Source organism: Lentibacter sp. XHP0401 (assembly GCF_025751535.1).
Classification (GTDB): domain Bacteria; phylum Pseudomonadota; class Alphaproteobacteria; order Rhodobacterales; family Rhodobacteraceae; genus Lentibacter.
The window spans coordinates 84,401-98,256 of sequence record NZ_JAOWLC010000002.1 but is presented as its reverse complement, the minus strand read 5'-3'; the positions used below and the strand labels follow the sequence as shown (position 1 = coordinate 98,256).

12 protein-coding genes are annotated in these 13,856 nt (G+C 57.9%); 5 read left to right on the top strand and 7 right to left on the bottom strand.

Translation table 11 applies throughout. The features are described from left to right. Nucleotides 1-15 precede the first annotated feature (15 nt). Entirely contained in the window at nucleotides 16-966 is a 951-nt protein-coding gene (locus OE750_RS03340) for a radical SAM protein (RefSeq protein WP_263761378.1), read from the top strand. A gap of 4 nt (nucleotides 967-970) precedes the next feature. Here the strand turns inward: OE750_RS03340 and OE750_RS03335 are convergent, their stop codons facing one another. Further along, nucleotides 971-2,080, bottom strand: a complete 1,110-nt coding sequence (locus OE750_RS03335; RefSeq protein WP_263761376.1) for an anhydro-N-acetylmuramic acid kinase — start codon at nucleotides 2,078-2,080, stop codon at nucleotides 971-973. 61 nt (nucleotides 2,081-2,141) lie between these two features. Here OE750_RS03335 and tyrS point away from each other — a divergent pair, with 61 nt between their 5' ends. Further along, the gene (tyrS, locus tag OE750_RS03330) at nucleotides 2,142-3,395 is read left to right on the top strand and encodes a tyrosine--tRNA ligase (protein WP_263761374.1); all 1,254 of its coding nucleotides are present in this window, start codon (nucleotides 2,142-2,144) and stop codon (nucleotides 3,393-3,395) included. A gap of 106 nt (nucleotides 3,396-3,501) precedes the next feature. Here tyrS and OE750_RS03325 read toward each other — a convergent pair whose 3' ends face one another. From OE750_RS03325 to OE750_RS03310, 4 genes are all read right to left on the bottom strand, one after another. Next, nucleotides 3,502-4,809 carry an HlyC/CorC family transporter gene (locus OE750_RS03325; RefSeq protein WP_263761372.1) on the bottom strand — a complete coding sequence of 436 codons (1,308 nt, stop codon included), beginning with the start codon at nucleotides 4,807-4,809 and terminating at the stop codon, nucleotides 3,502-3,504. Nucleotides 4,810-4,906: 97 nt separating this feature from the next. Next, on the bottom strand, nucleotides 4,907-5,827 hold the full coding sequence (locus tag OE750_RS03320; protein ID WP_263761370.1) for a tyrosine recombinase: 921 nt from the start codon (nucleotides 5,825-5,827) through the stop codon (nucleotides 4,907-4,909). A gap of 1 nt (nucleotide 5,828) precedes the next feature. Next, on the bottom strand, nucleotides 5,829-7,373 hold the full coding sequence (locus tag OE750_RS03315) for a hypothetical protein (RefSeq protein WP_263761368.1): 1,545 nt from the start codon (nucleotides 7,371-7,373) through the stop codon (nucleotides 5,829-5,831). Then, entirely contained in the window at nucleotides 7,363-7,512 is a 150-nt protein-coding gene (locus OE750_RS03310) for a hypothetical protein (RefSeq protein ID WP_263761366.1), read from the bottom strand. The genes OE750_RS03315 and OE750_RS03310 overlap by 11 nt, the downstream gene beginning before the upstream one ends. 146 nt (nucleotides 7,513-7,658) lie before the next feature. On the opposite strand from OE750_RS03310, the gene OE750_RS03305 reads away from it, so the two are divergent. Together OE750_RS03305 and aroB are read left to right on the top strand one after the other, a co-directional pair. After that, nucleotides 7,659-8,207: a shikimate kinase gene (locus OE750_RS03305; RefSeq protein ID WP_263762002.1), complete on the top strand. Its 549-nt coding sequence runs from the start codon at nucleotides 7,659-7,661 to the stop codon at nucleotides 8,205-8,207. Next, nucleotides 8,207-9,322, top strand: coding sequence for a 3-dehydroquinate synthase (gene aroB / locus OE750_RS03300; RefSeq protein WP_263761364.1), 1,116 nt, complete (start codon nucleotides 8,207-8,209; stop codon nucleotides 9,320-9,322). The genes OE750_RS03305 and aroB overlap by 1 nt, the downstream gene beginning before the upstream one ends. A gap of 112 nt (nucleotides 9,323-9,434) precedes the next feature. Here aroB and OE750_RS03295 read toward each other — a convergent pair whose 3' ends face one another. Together OE750_RS03295 and OE750_RS03290 are read right to left on the bottom strand one after the other, a co-directional pair. Continuing rightward, nucleotides 9,435-11,879 carry a GcvT family protein gene (locus OE750_RS03295; RefSeq protein WP_263761362.1) on the bottom strand — a complete coding sequence of 815 codons (2,445 nt, stop codon included), beginning with the start codon at nucleotides 11,877-11,879 and terminating at the stop codon, nucleotides 9,435-9,437. A gap of 108 nt (nucleotides 11,880-11,987) precedes the next feature. Next, complete coding sequence (locus tag OE750_RS03290; RefSeq protein WP_263761360.1) at nucleotides 11,988-13,172, bottom strand: DUF2254 domain-containing protein; 1,185 nt, start codon at nucleotides 13,170-13,172, stop codon at nucleotides 11,988-11,990. Nucleotides 13,173-13,383: 211 nt separating this feature from the next. Between OE750_RS03290 and OE750_RS03285 the strand changes: the two genes are divergently transcribed. Next, complete coding sequence (locus OE750_RS03285) at nucleotides 13,384-13,761, top strand: winged helix-turn-helix transcriptional regulator (protein ID WP_263761358.1); 378 nt, start codon at nucleotides 13,384-13,386, stop codon at nucleotides 13,759-13,761. Nucleotides 13,762-13,856: the final 95 nt, after the last annotated feature.

Below are 13,856 nucleotides of genomic sequence, written 5' to 3'. Positions count from 1 at the left end.
TTATGTCAGGGCTCCATGGAAGATTTCACCACACACGCCAACTTCGGCAAGTTTCAAGATCCGCGCGTCACAGCCAAAGGCGAGACACGCGCTTCCGTTGCGCTCACACACCCCGAAACGCTCTGGTTCAACACAGGCACGCTCTGCAACATCACCTGTGCAAATTGCTATATCGAAAGCTCCCCCACCAATGATGCGCTGGTGTATCTCACCCGCGCCGATATCGAGCCTTATCTCGACGAAGTCAAAAGCCTCGGCTGGCCCATCCGCGAGATCGCCTTCACAGGCGGCGAACCGTTCATGAACCCGGAGATGATCGGCATGATGGAGGCTGCACTTGAGCAAGGGTTCGAAGTGCTTGTTCTCACCAACGCCATGCGCCCGATGATGCGCAAACCCATGCAAACAGGCCTGCTCAAGCTGGCCGAAAAATACCACGACCAGATGACTTTCCGTATTTCCGTCGATCACTGGTCAGCCGAATTGCACGATGCCGAGCGCGGCAAAGATGCCTTCAAGCGCACAATCGAGGGCATGATCTGGCTGCGCGACCACGGTTTCAAAATGGCCGTTGCCGGCCGCATCGCCTTTCACGAAAGCGAAGCCGAGGCCCGCGCAGGCTATGCCCGCCTCTACTCGGAAAACAACTTCAGAATTGATGCCCAAGCCCCTGCTCAAACAGTGCTTTTTCCAGAAATGGACATGAACGTCGAAGTCCCCGAAATCACAACAGACTGCTGGGGCATCTTGGGCAAATCTCCTGAGGATGTGATGTGCTCCTCCTCACGCATGGTGGTTAAGCGTAAGGGCGCCGAAGCCCCCGCCGTGCTTGCCTGCACACTTCTCGCCTACACGCCCGAGTTCGAGCTTGGGAACACACTGAAAGAGGCCCGCCGCCCTGTGCAGCTCAATCACCCGCATTGCGCCAAATTCTGTGTGCTCGGTGGAGCTTCCTGCTCGGCCTGAGGCTTTATTCGGACGGATAGCTCACAATTCCGCCGCCCACCGCCGCCCGCACGCCTGTTGTGCTCGGGCAGGATGTTGCCAGCCCCCGCGCAACGCGCACGGCGAGGTAGCCAAAGGCCTGCGCCTCCAGCATGTCGCCGTTAAGCCCCGTCTCGTCGATATCCCGCACAGGGCAATCAAGCGCCGCTGCAAGCATCTGCATCATTACGGGGTTCAAGCGCCCCCCGCCCGTCACCAGAACTTCGCCGGGCGCCTCTGGGGCATGGTCCATCGCCTGCAAAACAGAGGCCGCGGCCATCCCTGTCAGCGTGGCCGCCGCATCCGCATCAGGCAACTCAAGCACCAGTTCGCGCATCACAGCAAAAGCGTCGCGGTCAAGCGACTTGGGCGGAATACGGTAAAAATACGGGTCCGCCAGAAACAGCTCCAACGCCCCGGTTTCAACGCGCCCGCTACGGGCCAAAGCGCCGCCTTCATCATAAGGCCGGCCCAGGCGTTCGTTGCATAAGTCGTTGATCGGCGCATTGGCCGGTCCCGTATCAAACGCCAAAACCGCACCTGCGTCTTCAGGCTTTGCAATCCGCGGGTCGACAAAAGTAATGTTGCCCACACCGCCAAGATTAAGGAAGGCAACTGGCCGTTCATATCCCAGGTGCCGCGCGCAAGCGTGGTGAAAAAACGGAGCAAGCGGCGCGCCTTCGCCGCCAAGTTCAACATCGGACGAGCGAAAATCCCACACCACAGTCTTGCCCAGAGCCTCGGCCAAAGCCGCGCCGTCCCCCATCTGGTGCGTGCCGCGCCCACGCGGATCATGCGCGAGCGTCTGGCCATGAAAGCCGACAAGTTCGGCCTCTGTGCCACTCAACGCCTCGATATGCGCGCGCTGCACCACCTCAAACGCCGCGTCCAGCCCCTCGGCATCATGCCACTTGCCCAAAACGCCGCGCAAAATCCCGTGCTCCTCAGGCGTATAAGCGCGGTAGCCCGTGGTTCCGAAACTGAAAATATCATGCCCGTCGGTGACCACCTCGGCCACATCAACCCCGTCAAGTGACGTTCCACTCATCGCGCCGATAGCACGCAGTTTGCCCGCTGGTTTCTTGCCCTTAATCATGGTCTTTTCCTTCGCCCATGAGCGCTCTATACAAGCGCCACACCAACCAAGGAATATCAAAATGACCTATCACCCCAAATCGGACTTCATGCGTGTCATGATGGAGCGCGGCTTTCTCGCCGATTGCACCGATTATCAAGGCCTCGACGAGGCCATGATCAAAGGGGTTGTGCCAACTTATATCGGCTATGACGCGACAGCCAAATCGCTGCACGTCGGGCATTTGCTCAACATCATGATGCTGCGCTGGCTGCAAAAATCAGGCCACAAACCGATCACCCTAATGGGCGGCGGCACAACAAAAGTGGGTGATCCTTCCTTCCGCGCCGACGAGCGCCCGCTCCTCACACCTGCGCAGATTGATGACAATATCGAAGGTATGAAGCAGGTGTTTGCGAAATACCTGACCTATGGTGAAGGCAAAACCGATGCCATTATGCTCAACAACGCCGAATGGCTCGACGGGCTCAATTACCTCGAATTCCTGCGCGACATCGGTCGCCACTTCTCGGTCAACCGTATGCTCGCCTTTGAAAGCGTCAAATCACGGCTAGACCGCGAACAGTCCTTGAGCTTCCTGGAGTTCAACTACATGATCCTGCAAGCTTATGATTTCCTTGAACTAAACCGCCGCTACGGATGTCTGCTCCAGATGGGCGGCTCCGATCAATGGGGCAACATCATCAACGGGATCGACCTCACCCGCCGCGTGATCGGTGAAGAAATCTTCGGCCTCACATCCCCTCTCCTCACCACCTCCGATGGTAAGAAAATGGGCAAAAGTCAGGGCGGAGCAATCTGGCTCAACGCCGACATGCTCGCGCCCTACGAGTTCTGGCAGTTCTGGCGCAACACAACAGATGCGGATGTCGGCCGCTTCCTCAAGCTCTACACCGAGCTGCCGCTGGACGAGTGCGAACGCCTCGGCGCGCTTGAGGGACAAGAGATCAACGATGCCAAGATCGTGCTCGCCAACGAGGTCACAACGCTCTGCCATGGCCGCGAAGCCGCCGAAGCCGCCGAAGCCACAGCGCGCGAAGTTTTCGAGCGTGGCGGAGTGGGCGAAGAACTCGCCACCGTCGCCTTACCTGCCGCTGATGTTTCCGACGGCATCTCTGCTGCGCAGCTCTTCGTGCGCGCAGGGCTCGTGAGCTCGGGCAAAGAGGCCAAGCGCCTCATCGCCGAGGGTGGCGCGCGCGTGAACGACGAAGCCGTCACAGAAGCGGGCCAGATGTTCTCGCAAGAGGATCTCGCCAAAACCCTCAAACTCGCCGCCGGCAAAAAGCGCCACGCGCTGGTAAAACTCGAAGGCTGAAAACCTCCCTGCCCCCGCTTCTTCTGTTCAAAAATACCTCAGGAGGCGTGGGGGACTAGTCCCCCACGCATACGCCCCCCGGCGGGTCGGCCTCAGCCGAAACACCCTAAAGCGGGCGGATTTTAAACTTGGTGATGCGGTTGTCTTCCCGCTCCTGCACGGTAAATCGGAAGCCGTGAAAGGCAAACACCTGCCCCACCTCGGGAATCATCTGCGCCTCGTGGATAACAAGACCCGCCACAGTATTGGCGTCCTCATCCGGCAGTGACCAATCGGTCGCACGGTTAAAGTCGCGAATTGTCATCGCCCCGTCCACATAGAAAACCCCGTCTTCGCCCTTGGTCACAGCATGTTCCGCCGCAGGGTCGTGCTCGTCGGTGATCTCGCCCACAATCTCTTCCAGAATGTCCTCCAGCGTGATCAGCCCCTGCAACACACCGTATTCATCCACCACCAGCGCAAAATGCGTTCGGCGGCGCAAAAACTGGCGCATCTGGTCATCAAGCGTTGTGGTTTCAGGAACAAAATAAGGCTCCATAGCCACATCCGCGAGGTCAAAATCACTAAATGCAGCCTCTACCGTGCCCGCCTCAAGCATCTGCTTGTGCATGGCGCGCAACAGGTCCTTGGCATGTATCACCCCGATGATATTGTCAGGATCATCGCGATAAACTGGCAGTCGCGTATGGTTGCTGCTCAAACACTGGTTCAGAATTTCCTGCGGATCAAGATCGGCATCAATCATCTCGATCCCCGAGCGATGCAGCATGATCTCTTCCACAGCCCGCTCCGCCAAATCGAGCGCCCCCAGAATCCTGTCGCGGTCTTCCTTCTCCACAACCCCTTCCGAGTGCCCGAGCGAAAGCGCCCCAGCAATCTCCTCGCGCACAGCAAGAATATGGCTGTCAGGGTCCGCCTGAATCCCGAATATCCGCAGCAATAGCCGCACAAACCAGCGCACAGCCGTCACCACAGGCGCAAAAACCAGAACAACAATGCGAATAGGAGCTGAAACAAGCGCCGCAGCGCGCTCGGCATTGGTGATCGCGTAGGTTTTGGGCAGCACCTCGGCAAAGACCAGTACAAGCATAGTCATAACCAAAGTCGCCAGCGCTACACCATTTTCGCCGAACAGTGCTGTAAACAGCGAAGTTGCCAATGAGGCGGCAAGAATGTTCACAAGATTATTGCCCAGAAGAACCGAGCCAATCAGCCGCTCGTTGTCTTCGGTAATGTCCAGAGCGCGCTTGGCCCCCGCGCTGCCCCTGTCCGCCTGACTGCGCAGCTTGCCGCGTGAGGCCGCCGTCAGCGCCGTTTCACTGCCGGAAAAAAAGCCCGACAAAATCAGCAACAAGACAATCGCCCCTGCTGTAATCCAATACGCCCCGTCAGCCGAGGCCACATTCGGATCCATTGATCCCTCCACATAAAGTCATACGCTTATGAAACGCTTGCGCGCGCAAGTTCAAGAGCATTGCCGGAATTTTGCCTCGCTCTGAGGCGCTTGAGTGTCAGTCTTTCGCCATCGGATGGTGATTGAGCACCAAATCCTGAAGGCGTTTTTCAAGCACATGGGTGTAAATCTCGGTGGTGGCCACGTCTGCGTGGCCCAAAAGCGTCTGAATGGCGCGCAAATCAGCCCCGTTGGCCAGCAAATGCGTCGCAAACGCGTGGCGCAACTTGTGCGGGCTCACCTTGGCTGGGCTGATCCCAGCCATCACGGCAATTTCCTTGATGAGCAGATAAAACCTGTGCCGTGTCATATGCCCCGCCTTGCTTCGGCTCGGGAACAGAAAACGCGAAGGGGGCAGGCTTTTGGCGCGCGCGGCGTCCTCGGCATCGTCGCGCACTTTAAGCCAGTCTTGTAACAAGTCCCGCGCATCAGGCGAAAGCGGCACAATCCGCTCTTTGCCGCCCTTACCTACAATCAACAGAAACTTCGGATCTCCCCGCGCTGCAGAGACAGGCAAGCTCACAAGCTCGCTCACGCGCATTCCCGTGGCATAAAGCATCTCCATCAAGCAGCGGTTGCGCAAGCGTTCATCCGGTCTGCGGCCCACTTCAGCCGCGCCGTCCAGAAGCCGCGAGACCTCTTCCTCGCTTAAAACCTGCGGCAGCGCCTTGCTGCGCCCCGGCCCCGATATCTCAAGCGCCGGATTGTCGGCGCGGATGCGCTCTTCATAGGCAAAGCGGTAATACTGCTTGATAGCCGAGAGCCGCCGCGCGCGGGTAGATTTGGCAAGGCCCTGCGCATCGCAGGCAATCAGATAAGCCTCTATATCGGGCTTGCGCAACGTCTCTGGCTCATGCCCTTTGTGTGCACACCAGCCCAAAAAATCTTTCAAATCACGCGCGTAGGCTTCAAGCGTGTTCTTGGCCGCCCCCGCTTCGGCGGCCTTGGTCTCCAGAAACATGCCAAGCCAGTCGCGCATCTCAGTCGCGCGGCTTTTTGAGCATCATTTGCAAGCTGGCCCGCCGCGTAATGTCTTCCAGTCCCATCTGCCGCATCGCCGCGATCCCGCTTTTCAGCGCGCCCATGTTACCGTTCAGTCCCGATGTCATATGCTCGGCAGCCAGCAATATCGCTTCGCCAAGCTTTCCCTCGGCCATCAGCGCGGCAAGTTCTTCGTCGGGCACCCCTGTGTCAAACCCTTCCTCAATCGCTTCCGCAAGAGGATAATTCAGTGCCTCCGCGCCTTCAGGTGTCCCCGCGGCAAGGCTTTGCATAAACCTTGTGTGCACACTCTCCTGCGCAGGGTCCACCCGCGCTGTTTCATAAGCATCGCTCATAAGCGTCAACATGAAGCGCATCGCGTCCCCTGCTGCCGTCAGCTCAAGCTCGGCAATCTCGGGTGCATAAATCTCGGCCAAAGCAGGCGTCAGCCCGTAGTCTGCCATCTGGTAATGCGCATCTTGCAGCGCCTGGCTCAAACGTTCAGGGTCAGGCTTTACGAGCGCGGCTTCAATATTCTGCACAGCGCGCACCCGCTCCCAAACCCCGCCTGAGGCCGCAGGCTTGCGCTCGGTATACAGCCCCAAAAGCGCGTTGGCCGAAAGTGCGCCATTGCGCACCAGACGCTCTGCCGCTTCAATCTGGGCCTTCCAGCCCGCAAGATCACGTAAATCAGATACTGCATAGGCAATCGGCAGGCTCGCTGTCGGCAGCGGGTTTCCCACCGCCTCATAGAGCCTGAACTCCAGCGCGCTGATGTCACGTGGCGGCGCAAGGCTCGGCGCGTCTTCGGCATACTCAGGATCAAGAAACGCCAGCAAAAGCCGGTGCTCTGTTGAACTGAGCAAGCCAAGTGCATCAGCTGTATCAAACAAAAGAGCTGCGCCGTCCCAGTCTTCGCCACGCAGCGCACAGAAAATTTGCGCCGCATAATCGTTCGACAACCCGCGTTTTTCATTGAGCGCAATACAGGCCTTGTCCTCAAGCCCTGCCAGCAGCGTCAGATCGAACCACAGCGCAAAATGTTGCGGACTCGCCAACGGCAAACGTTCCACCAGCGCCTCTGCAGGCTCGATCGCCCCGAACTTGCGCAACTGGCCTGCACGCACTGTCAAAAACGCCTCGGCTTCCATCCCCGAAGGTGGAACCGCCTCGGCCAGCATCATCGTATAATAAAGCTTCTGAAGCGCACTTAAGTCGCGTAAGTCCGTCTGCTCGATAGCTCTTTGAACGGCTTTCGCGTCACTCTGTTCCCAGAGCGTTTCAGGCAGCCCCGTCACTGTAGCTGGCAATAATCCGACAGTCAGCCGATCACTCGCCTCGCCGATTGGCATAACGCTCACATCCGGCGTCACAACGCCATCAGCCACAGGTGCTTCGTCGCGTAAGCTCTGCACATCGGGCCCGGGCGCTGGCGCAACTCTCACAGGCGTCGGATTGTCCAGCCAGTCAATCGCCGAAAGCGGGGTCTCGGCTCTAAGCGGCAATGCGCCGAGGCAGAAGCAAAGAACAAACCTAACGCGCATCAAGCTCCACCGGTATCCGAATCTCTTCAGGCTCGGGCGCAAAACCCGCGTCCAGAAACGGGCCGACATAGGCATAGGCCAACAGCCCGAGAAACCCCAGAATGATCAAATAAAACAACCATTTGAGAAGTCTGCCCATCAATACCCTGCCTTCGCTTTATCGCGTTTGGATAACTTTATATCTGGCATTTTGGCAAAGATCACGCCATTCAGGCAGACAAAGAAATAAAACTGCAAACTTATGCCGATTGGCAAGGGGGTGGCAGGCAACTGGTTGGGAGAATGATGCGGGTCAGGCTGAAAAAAACAGTCGTTCTTGTCGGAATGATGGGCGCAGGAAAAACAGCGGTGGGCAAAGCTCTTGCAGCCAAAATCGGCGCACCTTTTCTGGATTCCGATGCCGAGATCACCGAGGCCGCCAACATGACCATCCCCGAAATTTTCGAGCGCGATGGCGAGGCTTTCTTTCGCGCCCGTGAAACCGAAGTGATCCGCCGCCTGCTCACAGCCCCCGGCAAAAGCGTGCTGTCCACAGGCGGCGGTGCATTTCTGGCACAGGAAAACCGCGAAATGATCTCTGCACTCGGGGTCTCCGTTTTCCTCTCCGCCGATGTCGATCTGCTCTGGAGCCGTGTCGGCCATAAAGACACCCGCCCACTGCTGCGTACCGCAAATCCGCGCGCAACACTGGCCGAAATTTTCGAAGCCCGCGCACCCGTCTACGCCCTCGCCGATCTGGAAGTCGGCGCTCATCCAAGCTATTCCATCACCCGGATGGCCGATAAAGTGCTGACCGCGCTCAACAGCCGCGATGATGTTCTGGAGACATACTGATGCCTGAAAAAGTTCACGTCTCCCTCGGCGCGCGCAGCTATGACGTGCTCGTTGGCACAGGGCTTCTGGCTGACACCGGCAAGCATATATCCCCGCTTCTCAAGCGCCCCAAAGTGGCGATTGTGAGCGATGCGCATGTTGCCTCTCTTCACTTAACAACACTCACCAAGTCACTGGATGCGCAGGGTATTTCGCATTCCAACCTCTCGCTTCCCCAAGGTGAAAGCACCAAAAGCTGGGCGCACCTGCAAGAGGTGGTTCACTGGCTCCTCTCCGAACAAATCGAGCGTAACGATATCGTCATCGCTTTCGGCGGCGGCGTCATCGGCGATCTGGTCGGCTTCGCAGCTTCTATCCTGCGCCGCGGCGTGCGTTTTGTGCAGATTCCCACATCACTTCTCGCACAGGTCGATAGCTCCGTGGGCGGCAAAACAGGCATCAACGCTCCCCATGGCAAAAACCTCATCGGCGCGTTTCACCAGCCCTCGCTTGTCCTCGCCGACATCTCCGTCCTCGGCACGCTCACCGAGCGCGATTTCCGCGCAGGCTACGGCGAAGTCGCAAAATATGGCCTTCTGGGCGATGCGGATTTCTTCGAATGGCTGGAACAAAACGGCCCCGCCCTCGCTGGGGGTGATGAAGCTTTACGCCTGCAAGCGGTCAAACGCTCGGTCGCCATGAAAGCAGGCATTGTCGCGCGCGATGAAACCGAGCAAGGCGAGCGCGCACTGCTCAATCTGGGCCATACCTTCTGCCACGCCCTTGAAGCGGCCACAGGTTACTCCGACCGCCTCCTGCACGGTGAAGGCGTCGCCATCGGTTGCGCGCTGGCGTTTGAAACCTCCGCGCGCCTCGGCCTCTGTTCACAAGAAGCCCCAAGCCGTGTGCGCGCGCACCTCAAAGACATGAAGATGAAGACAGATCTCTCTGATATATCAGGAGAACTCCCCGATGCCGACGGCCTCATCTCTCTTATGATGCAAGACAAAAAGGTCGCGTCCGGCACGCTCAATTTCATCATGGCACGCGGCATTGGCGAAGCCTTCGTCACCTCCGATGTCAATGCAGACGTGCTCAAATCCGTCCTCACAGACGCCCTAAGCACACACCTCTAGCTTCTTCTGTTCAAAATTACCTTGGGGGGGCTTCAAAAGCCCTATGGCTTTTGAAGTTCGGGGGCAAAGCCCCCACCCTAAAAAAACTGCGCGGCGCAGCCGCCCCTTCAGATCACGCCCTCAAGCGCGCGCCTTTCGGGTCAAACGGCGCTTCCTGCAATATCCGCGCTTTATGCGGTTTTCCAAGCACCATCACCTCGACGGTGTCGCCCTCGAATTCAGCCTTCACAAAGCCAAGCGCGAGGCTCATGCCGACGCTATAGCCATAGGCGCCCGAGGTCACACGCCCCAGCGGTTCAGAACCTGCAAAGATAGGCTCTCCCCCCGTCGCATCGGCGTTAGAGGCCGTGACATCATCCTCATCGAGCGCCAGCAGCACGAGCTTCTCACGCGGGGTTTTCGCCAGCACCTCGGCACAGGCCGCCTTGTTGAGAAAGTCCTTGTCCATTTTGCAAAGCCGCTCCAGCCCGACTTCCTGCGGCCAGTATTCCGGAGAATACTCGCGGCTCCAGCTGCCATAGCCCTTTTCGATCCGAAGGCTGGTAAGGGCGCGGCTTCCGACCGGGCCGCCGCCGAGCAGCTTGGCCCCATCAAGCAACATCTCATAAAGTTCGCGTTGGTCTTCAACCTTGCAGTAAAGTTCCCAGCCGAGATCACCTGTGAAGCTCACACGTAGAGCATGGCAAGCCACGCCGCTTATGCCAAGGTTGCGGTCCGCGCCAACGCGGATCATACGGCTGCGCATGAAGGGCCAGTCGTGGTTGCTGGCCGGGGTTTCGGTCAGCGAGGCGAGCAAGTCGCGGGCGCGCGGGCCTGCGATGTTGAAGCCGCAGTAGTCTTCAGTTACGCACTCAAAGCTCACGCTTTCAGGTCGCGGCACAGCATCATAAAACCGTTTCTGATAGCGCTCGGCCATACCCGAGGAGACAAGCCAGTAGTCATCCTCACCGATCATGGTTATCGTTGCATCTCCCGCGATACCGCCACGCACACCAATGAGCGGCGTGAGGCAGGAGCGGCCCTTCTCGGTTGGTATTTTGTTCGCAAAGACAGCATTGAGCCAGTCTTGCGCCCCTGCCCCGCGCACGCGATATTTGGCGAAATTGCTGATGTCGATCACACCAACGTTTTCGCGCAGCATCTTACATTCTTCGCCCACTGGCCCCCACCAGTTCTGGCGGGTAAACCCGTCCGTGTCCTTCGTGCCTTCCACACCCGAAAACCACAGTGGATGCTCCCAGCCGTAATTGAGCCCGAAGACCGCCCCCATCTCTTTCTGGTGCGCATAAACAGGCCGCGTGCGCACAGGCCGCCCCGCCGCGCGCTCCTCATTGGGAAAGTGGATCTTGAAGCGGTGCGCATAGACGTCCCTAACGCGGGCCTTGGTAAATTTCTTGTCCGCCCAAGCGCCAAACCGCGCCATATCCCAGGCAAACATGTCATATTCCATCTCGCCCGTGGTGAGCCACTGCGCCACCATAAGCCCCATACCCGCCGACTGGCTAAAGCCCGGAATAATTCCGTTACAGCAGAAATAGCCCTTCAGCTCGGGCACAGGCCCAAGGATCACGTTGCTATCAGGCGACCAGATCATAGGGCCGTTGATCACCCGCTTGATGCCTGCTGTTCCGGCCACAGGCACACGGTCAATCGCACGCATGATATTCTCTTCAATACGGTCCAGATCATCGGCAAACAGGTCATGCGCAAAATCAAGCGGCGTGCCCTCCTCCGCCCAGAATCGCATATCTTTCTCATATGCCCCGATGAGCAGCCCCTTGCCCTCCTGACGCATGTAATATTCGCCGTCACGGTCCGCAACCGAGGGCAAACGCCGCTCGATCGCGGCAATCTCGGGGATGCTCTCGGTCACAAAATACTGGTGCTCCGTAGGTTGCAACGGCAGCTCGATTCCCGCCATAGCGGCCACTTCCCGCCCCCAAAGGCCCGCGGCATTGATCACCCAGTCGGTCGCAACATCACCCTTTGGGGTGCGCACGATCCAGCTTCCGTCCGCCTGCGCCTCTGTCGCCGTAACAGGCGTAAAGCGGTGAATTTCTGCGCCCCTCTGCCGCGCGCCTGCAGCATAGGCGTTGGTCACGCCCGAGGGGTCCACATTGCCGCCCGAGGGCTCCCACATGATGCATTTGATGCCGTCAAAGTTCACCAGAGGGTGCAGCTCTTCGGCGCGCTCACGGCTGATCTCGCTGAAATCCATACCATAAAGCTTGGCCTTGGCCTCTTGCAGCTTAAGCTGATGCACGCGTTCCTGTGTTTGCGCCAGATAAAGCGAGCCGGGCTGAAACACACCGCAGCTCTGGCCCGTTTCTTCCTCAAGCGCATTATACAAATTCATCGTATAATGCTGCAAACGGCTGATATTGGCGCTGTCATGCAGGCCGTGTATCCCGGCCGCTGCATGCCATGTGCTGCCTGACGTAAGCTCGTCACGCTCAAGCAGCACAACATCGCGCCAGCCCAGCTTGGTCAGGTGATAGAGAATAGAGCAGCCGATCAGCCCGCCCCCGATGACAACAGCCTGAGCCTGAGTGCGCATGAATCCCGCCTTTGTTTTCGCGTTACATTGCCAGCATTGCAGCCCTGTCAGCAATCAGTTGCAAAAACGCGACGTAATGTGTCGCCTTGAGACAGATCGTCAGGAAAACTAGCCGAGGTTCAGCCGCGCAGCCGTCGCGCGCGCAAGCTTGGGCAGCTCCCCTTGCCCCATCGCTTCAATCCGCCCGAGGCTCTCGACAATAGCAGCCATGAGCTCACCCGCATCTGCCCCGTCCCGCGCGATCACATCGAAACTCGCCGCAAACATCTCCTCAAGCGCTTGTGGGATAATCCAGACATGCGAACAGCGCAGCTCATGCGCGCCGTTCTCTGCCTTCAAAAACACCGAGGACAGTCTGTGCACAATATCAACAGCTGTCTGCACATCATTCACCGCAGGGCTCAACGCACGGCTGGCAACCTCGGTCAAAACCGTCACACCCAACTGTGGATCCTGATCAAACCCGCGCGCTTGCTGCAAAAAAACCGCCTCGCGCAGCTTCGCCTGATCGGTAATTTCAAGGTTTTCACTTCCGTCCGCATAGACAAGCGGCTGCCCCTCGACCACATAATCGCCGGTGCTCACAGCCACATAAACAAAAATGTCGTTCTCCTTTGCCACCTCTTGCAAAAGCTCTTCCATAATCTGCTGTACATACCCGTCCCGCTTTGCCGCAATGCAAGATTTTCCGCGCATACCGTCCCGTTCCGCACGGGTCCAGACATGCGCCCCGAGCGATGGAGCAGAACTATAAGCCTTCATCGCAGCTTCTGCGCGCGCTTGCAGCTTCAGTACCGTGTCATCTGTGGCGCCGAGCGTTTCGAGCCGCCTGATCCAGCGAATAATCGCAACAAGCACCAGACAGACAACAAGCACAGAGGCACAAAACAAAACAAAGCGCTCTTTCTCGCCGACAAGCGGCGTGGCGCGCAAAATGATGGTTACAAGTGAAAAAACAAACGCTCCGACAAAGGCCGAAAGCACCGATTGTGTCTCGCCATCCTGCCTGAGCACAAGCCGCGACCGTGGCGTGAGTGTGCCGGAAGCCCCCTGCATCGCCGCGGCCATGATCGAAAGCGAAAATGTCGTCACCGCCAGCATCGAACTTGCCAAGGTCGTCAGAATTGCATCCATCGCCTCCGCACCGACAAATCCGGTCACAGAGTCAGGGATATAATCCCCGAACAGAATGGCGCTCGCCACCGCGACAAGTGCCATCAGCGCGTATAAAACCACACGCACCAGTAAAAAGCGGGAATACTGCCGCACCAAGCGGACAAACGATAAAAACAAATTGGCCTCCTTGCCAAACCCTGAACCTGCTGTTGCCTTATGAACCGCTCCAAAGACGATAGCATGTCAGCTTAGCCCCAAAACCCAAACCCGCATACCGGAAAACCACAACCCACACTTCACAAATCAATCTTTACTTCCCTTTATGTAGTAACTATTAAAAAACAATCTTATTTACTTAAGTAAGCTACTATCTAAGTGAGTATTTCAAGTGCCAAGCCAACTCAGTTTCGAACTGCCGCACGCCAACAGCACGGCTCAAACAGGCGACAATCAATCGCCCGCTTGCCCCGTTGGCATTGCCGCTGAAGTCCTGTCCGGCAAATGGACACTCCTGATCATCCGCGAGCTTCTGGAAGGTAAAAAGCGCTACTCGCAGCTTGAAAGCGCCCTGCAAGGCATCTCTCCCAAAATGCTCACTGCAAGGCTGAGGCTGCTCGAGGCCGAAAAGCTCCTCACCCGCAAAGTCTACGCCACGGTGCCGCCCAAAACCGAATATCGCCTCACAGGGCTTGGCCGCGAACTCGAAAAGGTGATCGCTTCAATGGCTCTTTTCGGCAGCCAGCTTGCAGAGTCCCGCTCAGGTTAATACCAACAGCGACACGCGCTGTCGCATTCTCACTTGCTCTGCTGCCTGTTCGGCCCCAGACTCGCGTCAAACAGCGAGAAACCAAAGGGGCCACC

Coding starts and splice junctions, on each gene's coding strand:
- OE750_RS03340 (WP_263761378.1), top strand. CDS start 16: ATGGAAGATTTCACCACACACGCCAACTTCGGCAAGTTTCAAGATCCG.
- OE750_RS03335 (WP_263761376.1), bottom strand. CDS start 2,080: ATGATTAAGGGCAAGAAACCAGCGGGCAAACTGCGTGCTATCGGCGCG.
- tyrS (WP_263761374.1), top strand. CDS start 2,142: ATGACCTATCACCCCAAATCGGACTTCATGCGTGTCATGATGGAGCGC.
- OE750_RS03325 (WP_263761372.1), bottom strand. CDS start 4,809: ATGGATCCGAATGTGGCCTCGGCTGACGGGGCGTATTGGATTACAGCA.
- OE750_RS03320 (WP_263761370.1), bottom strand. CDS start 5,827: ATGCGCGACTGGCTTGGCATGTTTCTGGAGACCAAGGCCGCCGAAGCG.
- OE750_RS03315 (WP_263761368.1), bottom strand. CDS start 7,373: ATGCGCGTTAGGTTTGTTCTTTGCTTCTGCCTCGGCGCATTGCCGCTT.
- OE750_RS03310 (WP_263761366.1), bottom strand. CDS start 7,512: ATGGGCAGACTTCTCAAATGGTTGTTTTATTTGATCATTCTGGGGTTT.
- OE750_RS03305 (WP_263762002.1), top strand. CDS start 7,659: ATGCGGGTCAGGCTGAAAAAAACAGTCGTTCTTGTCGGAATGATGGGC.
- aroB (WP_263761364.1), top strand. CDS start 8,207: ATGCCTGAAAAAGTTCACGTCTCCCTCGGCGCGCGCAGCTATGACGTG.
- OE750_RS03295 (WP_263761362.1), bottom strand. CDS start 11,879: ATGCGCACTCAGGCTCAGGCTGTTGTCATCGGGGGCGGGCTGATCGGC.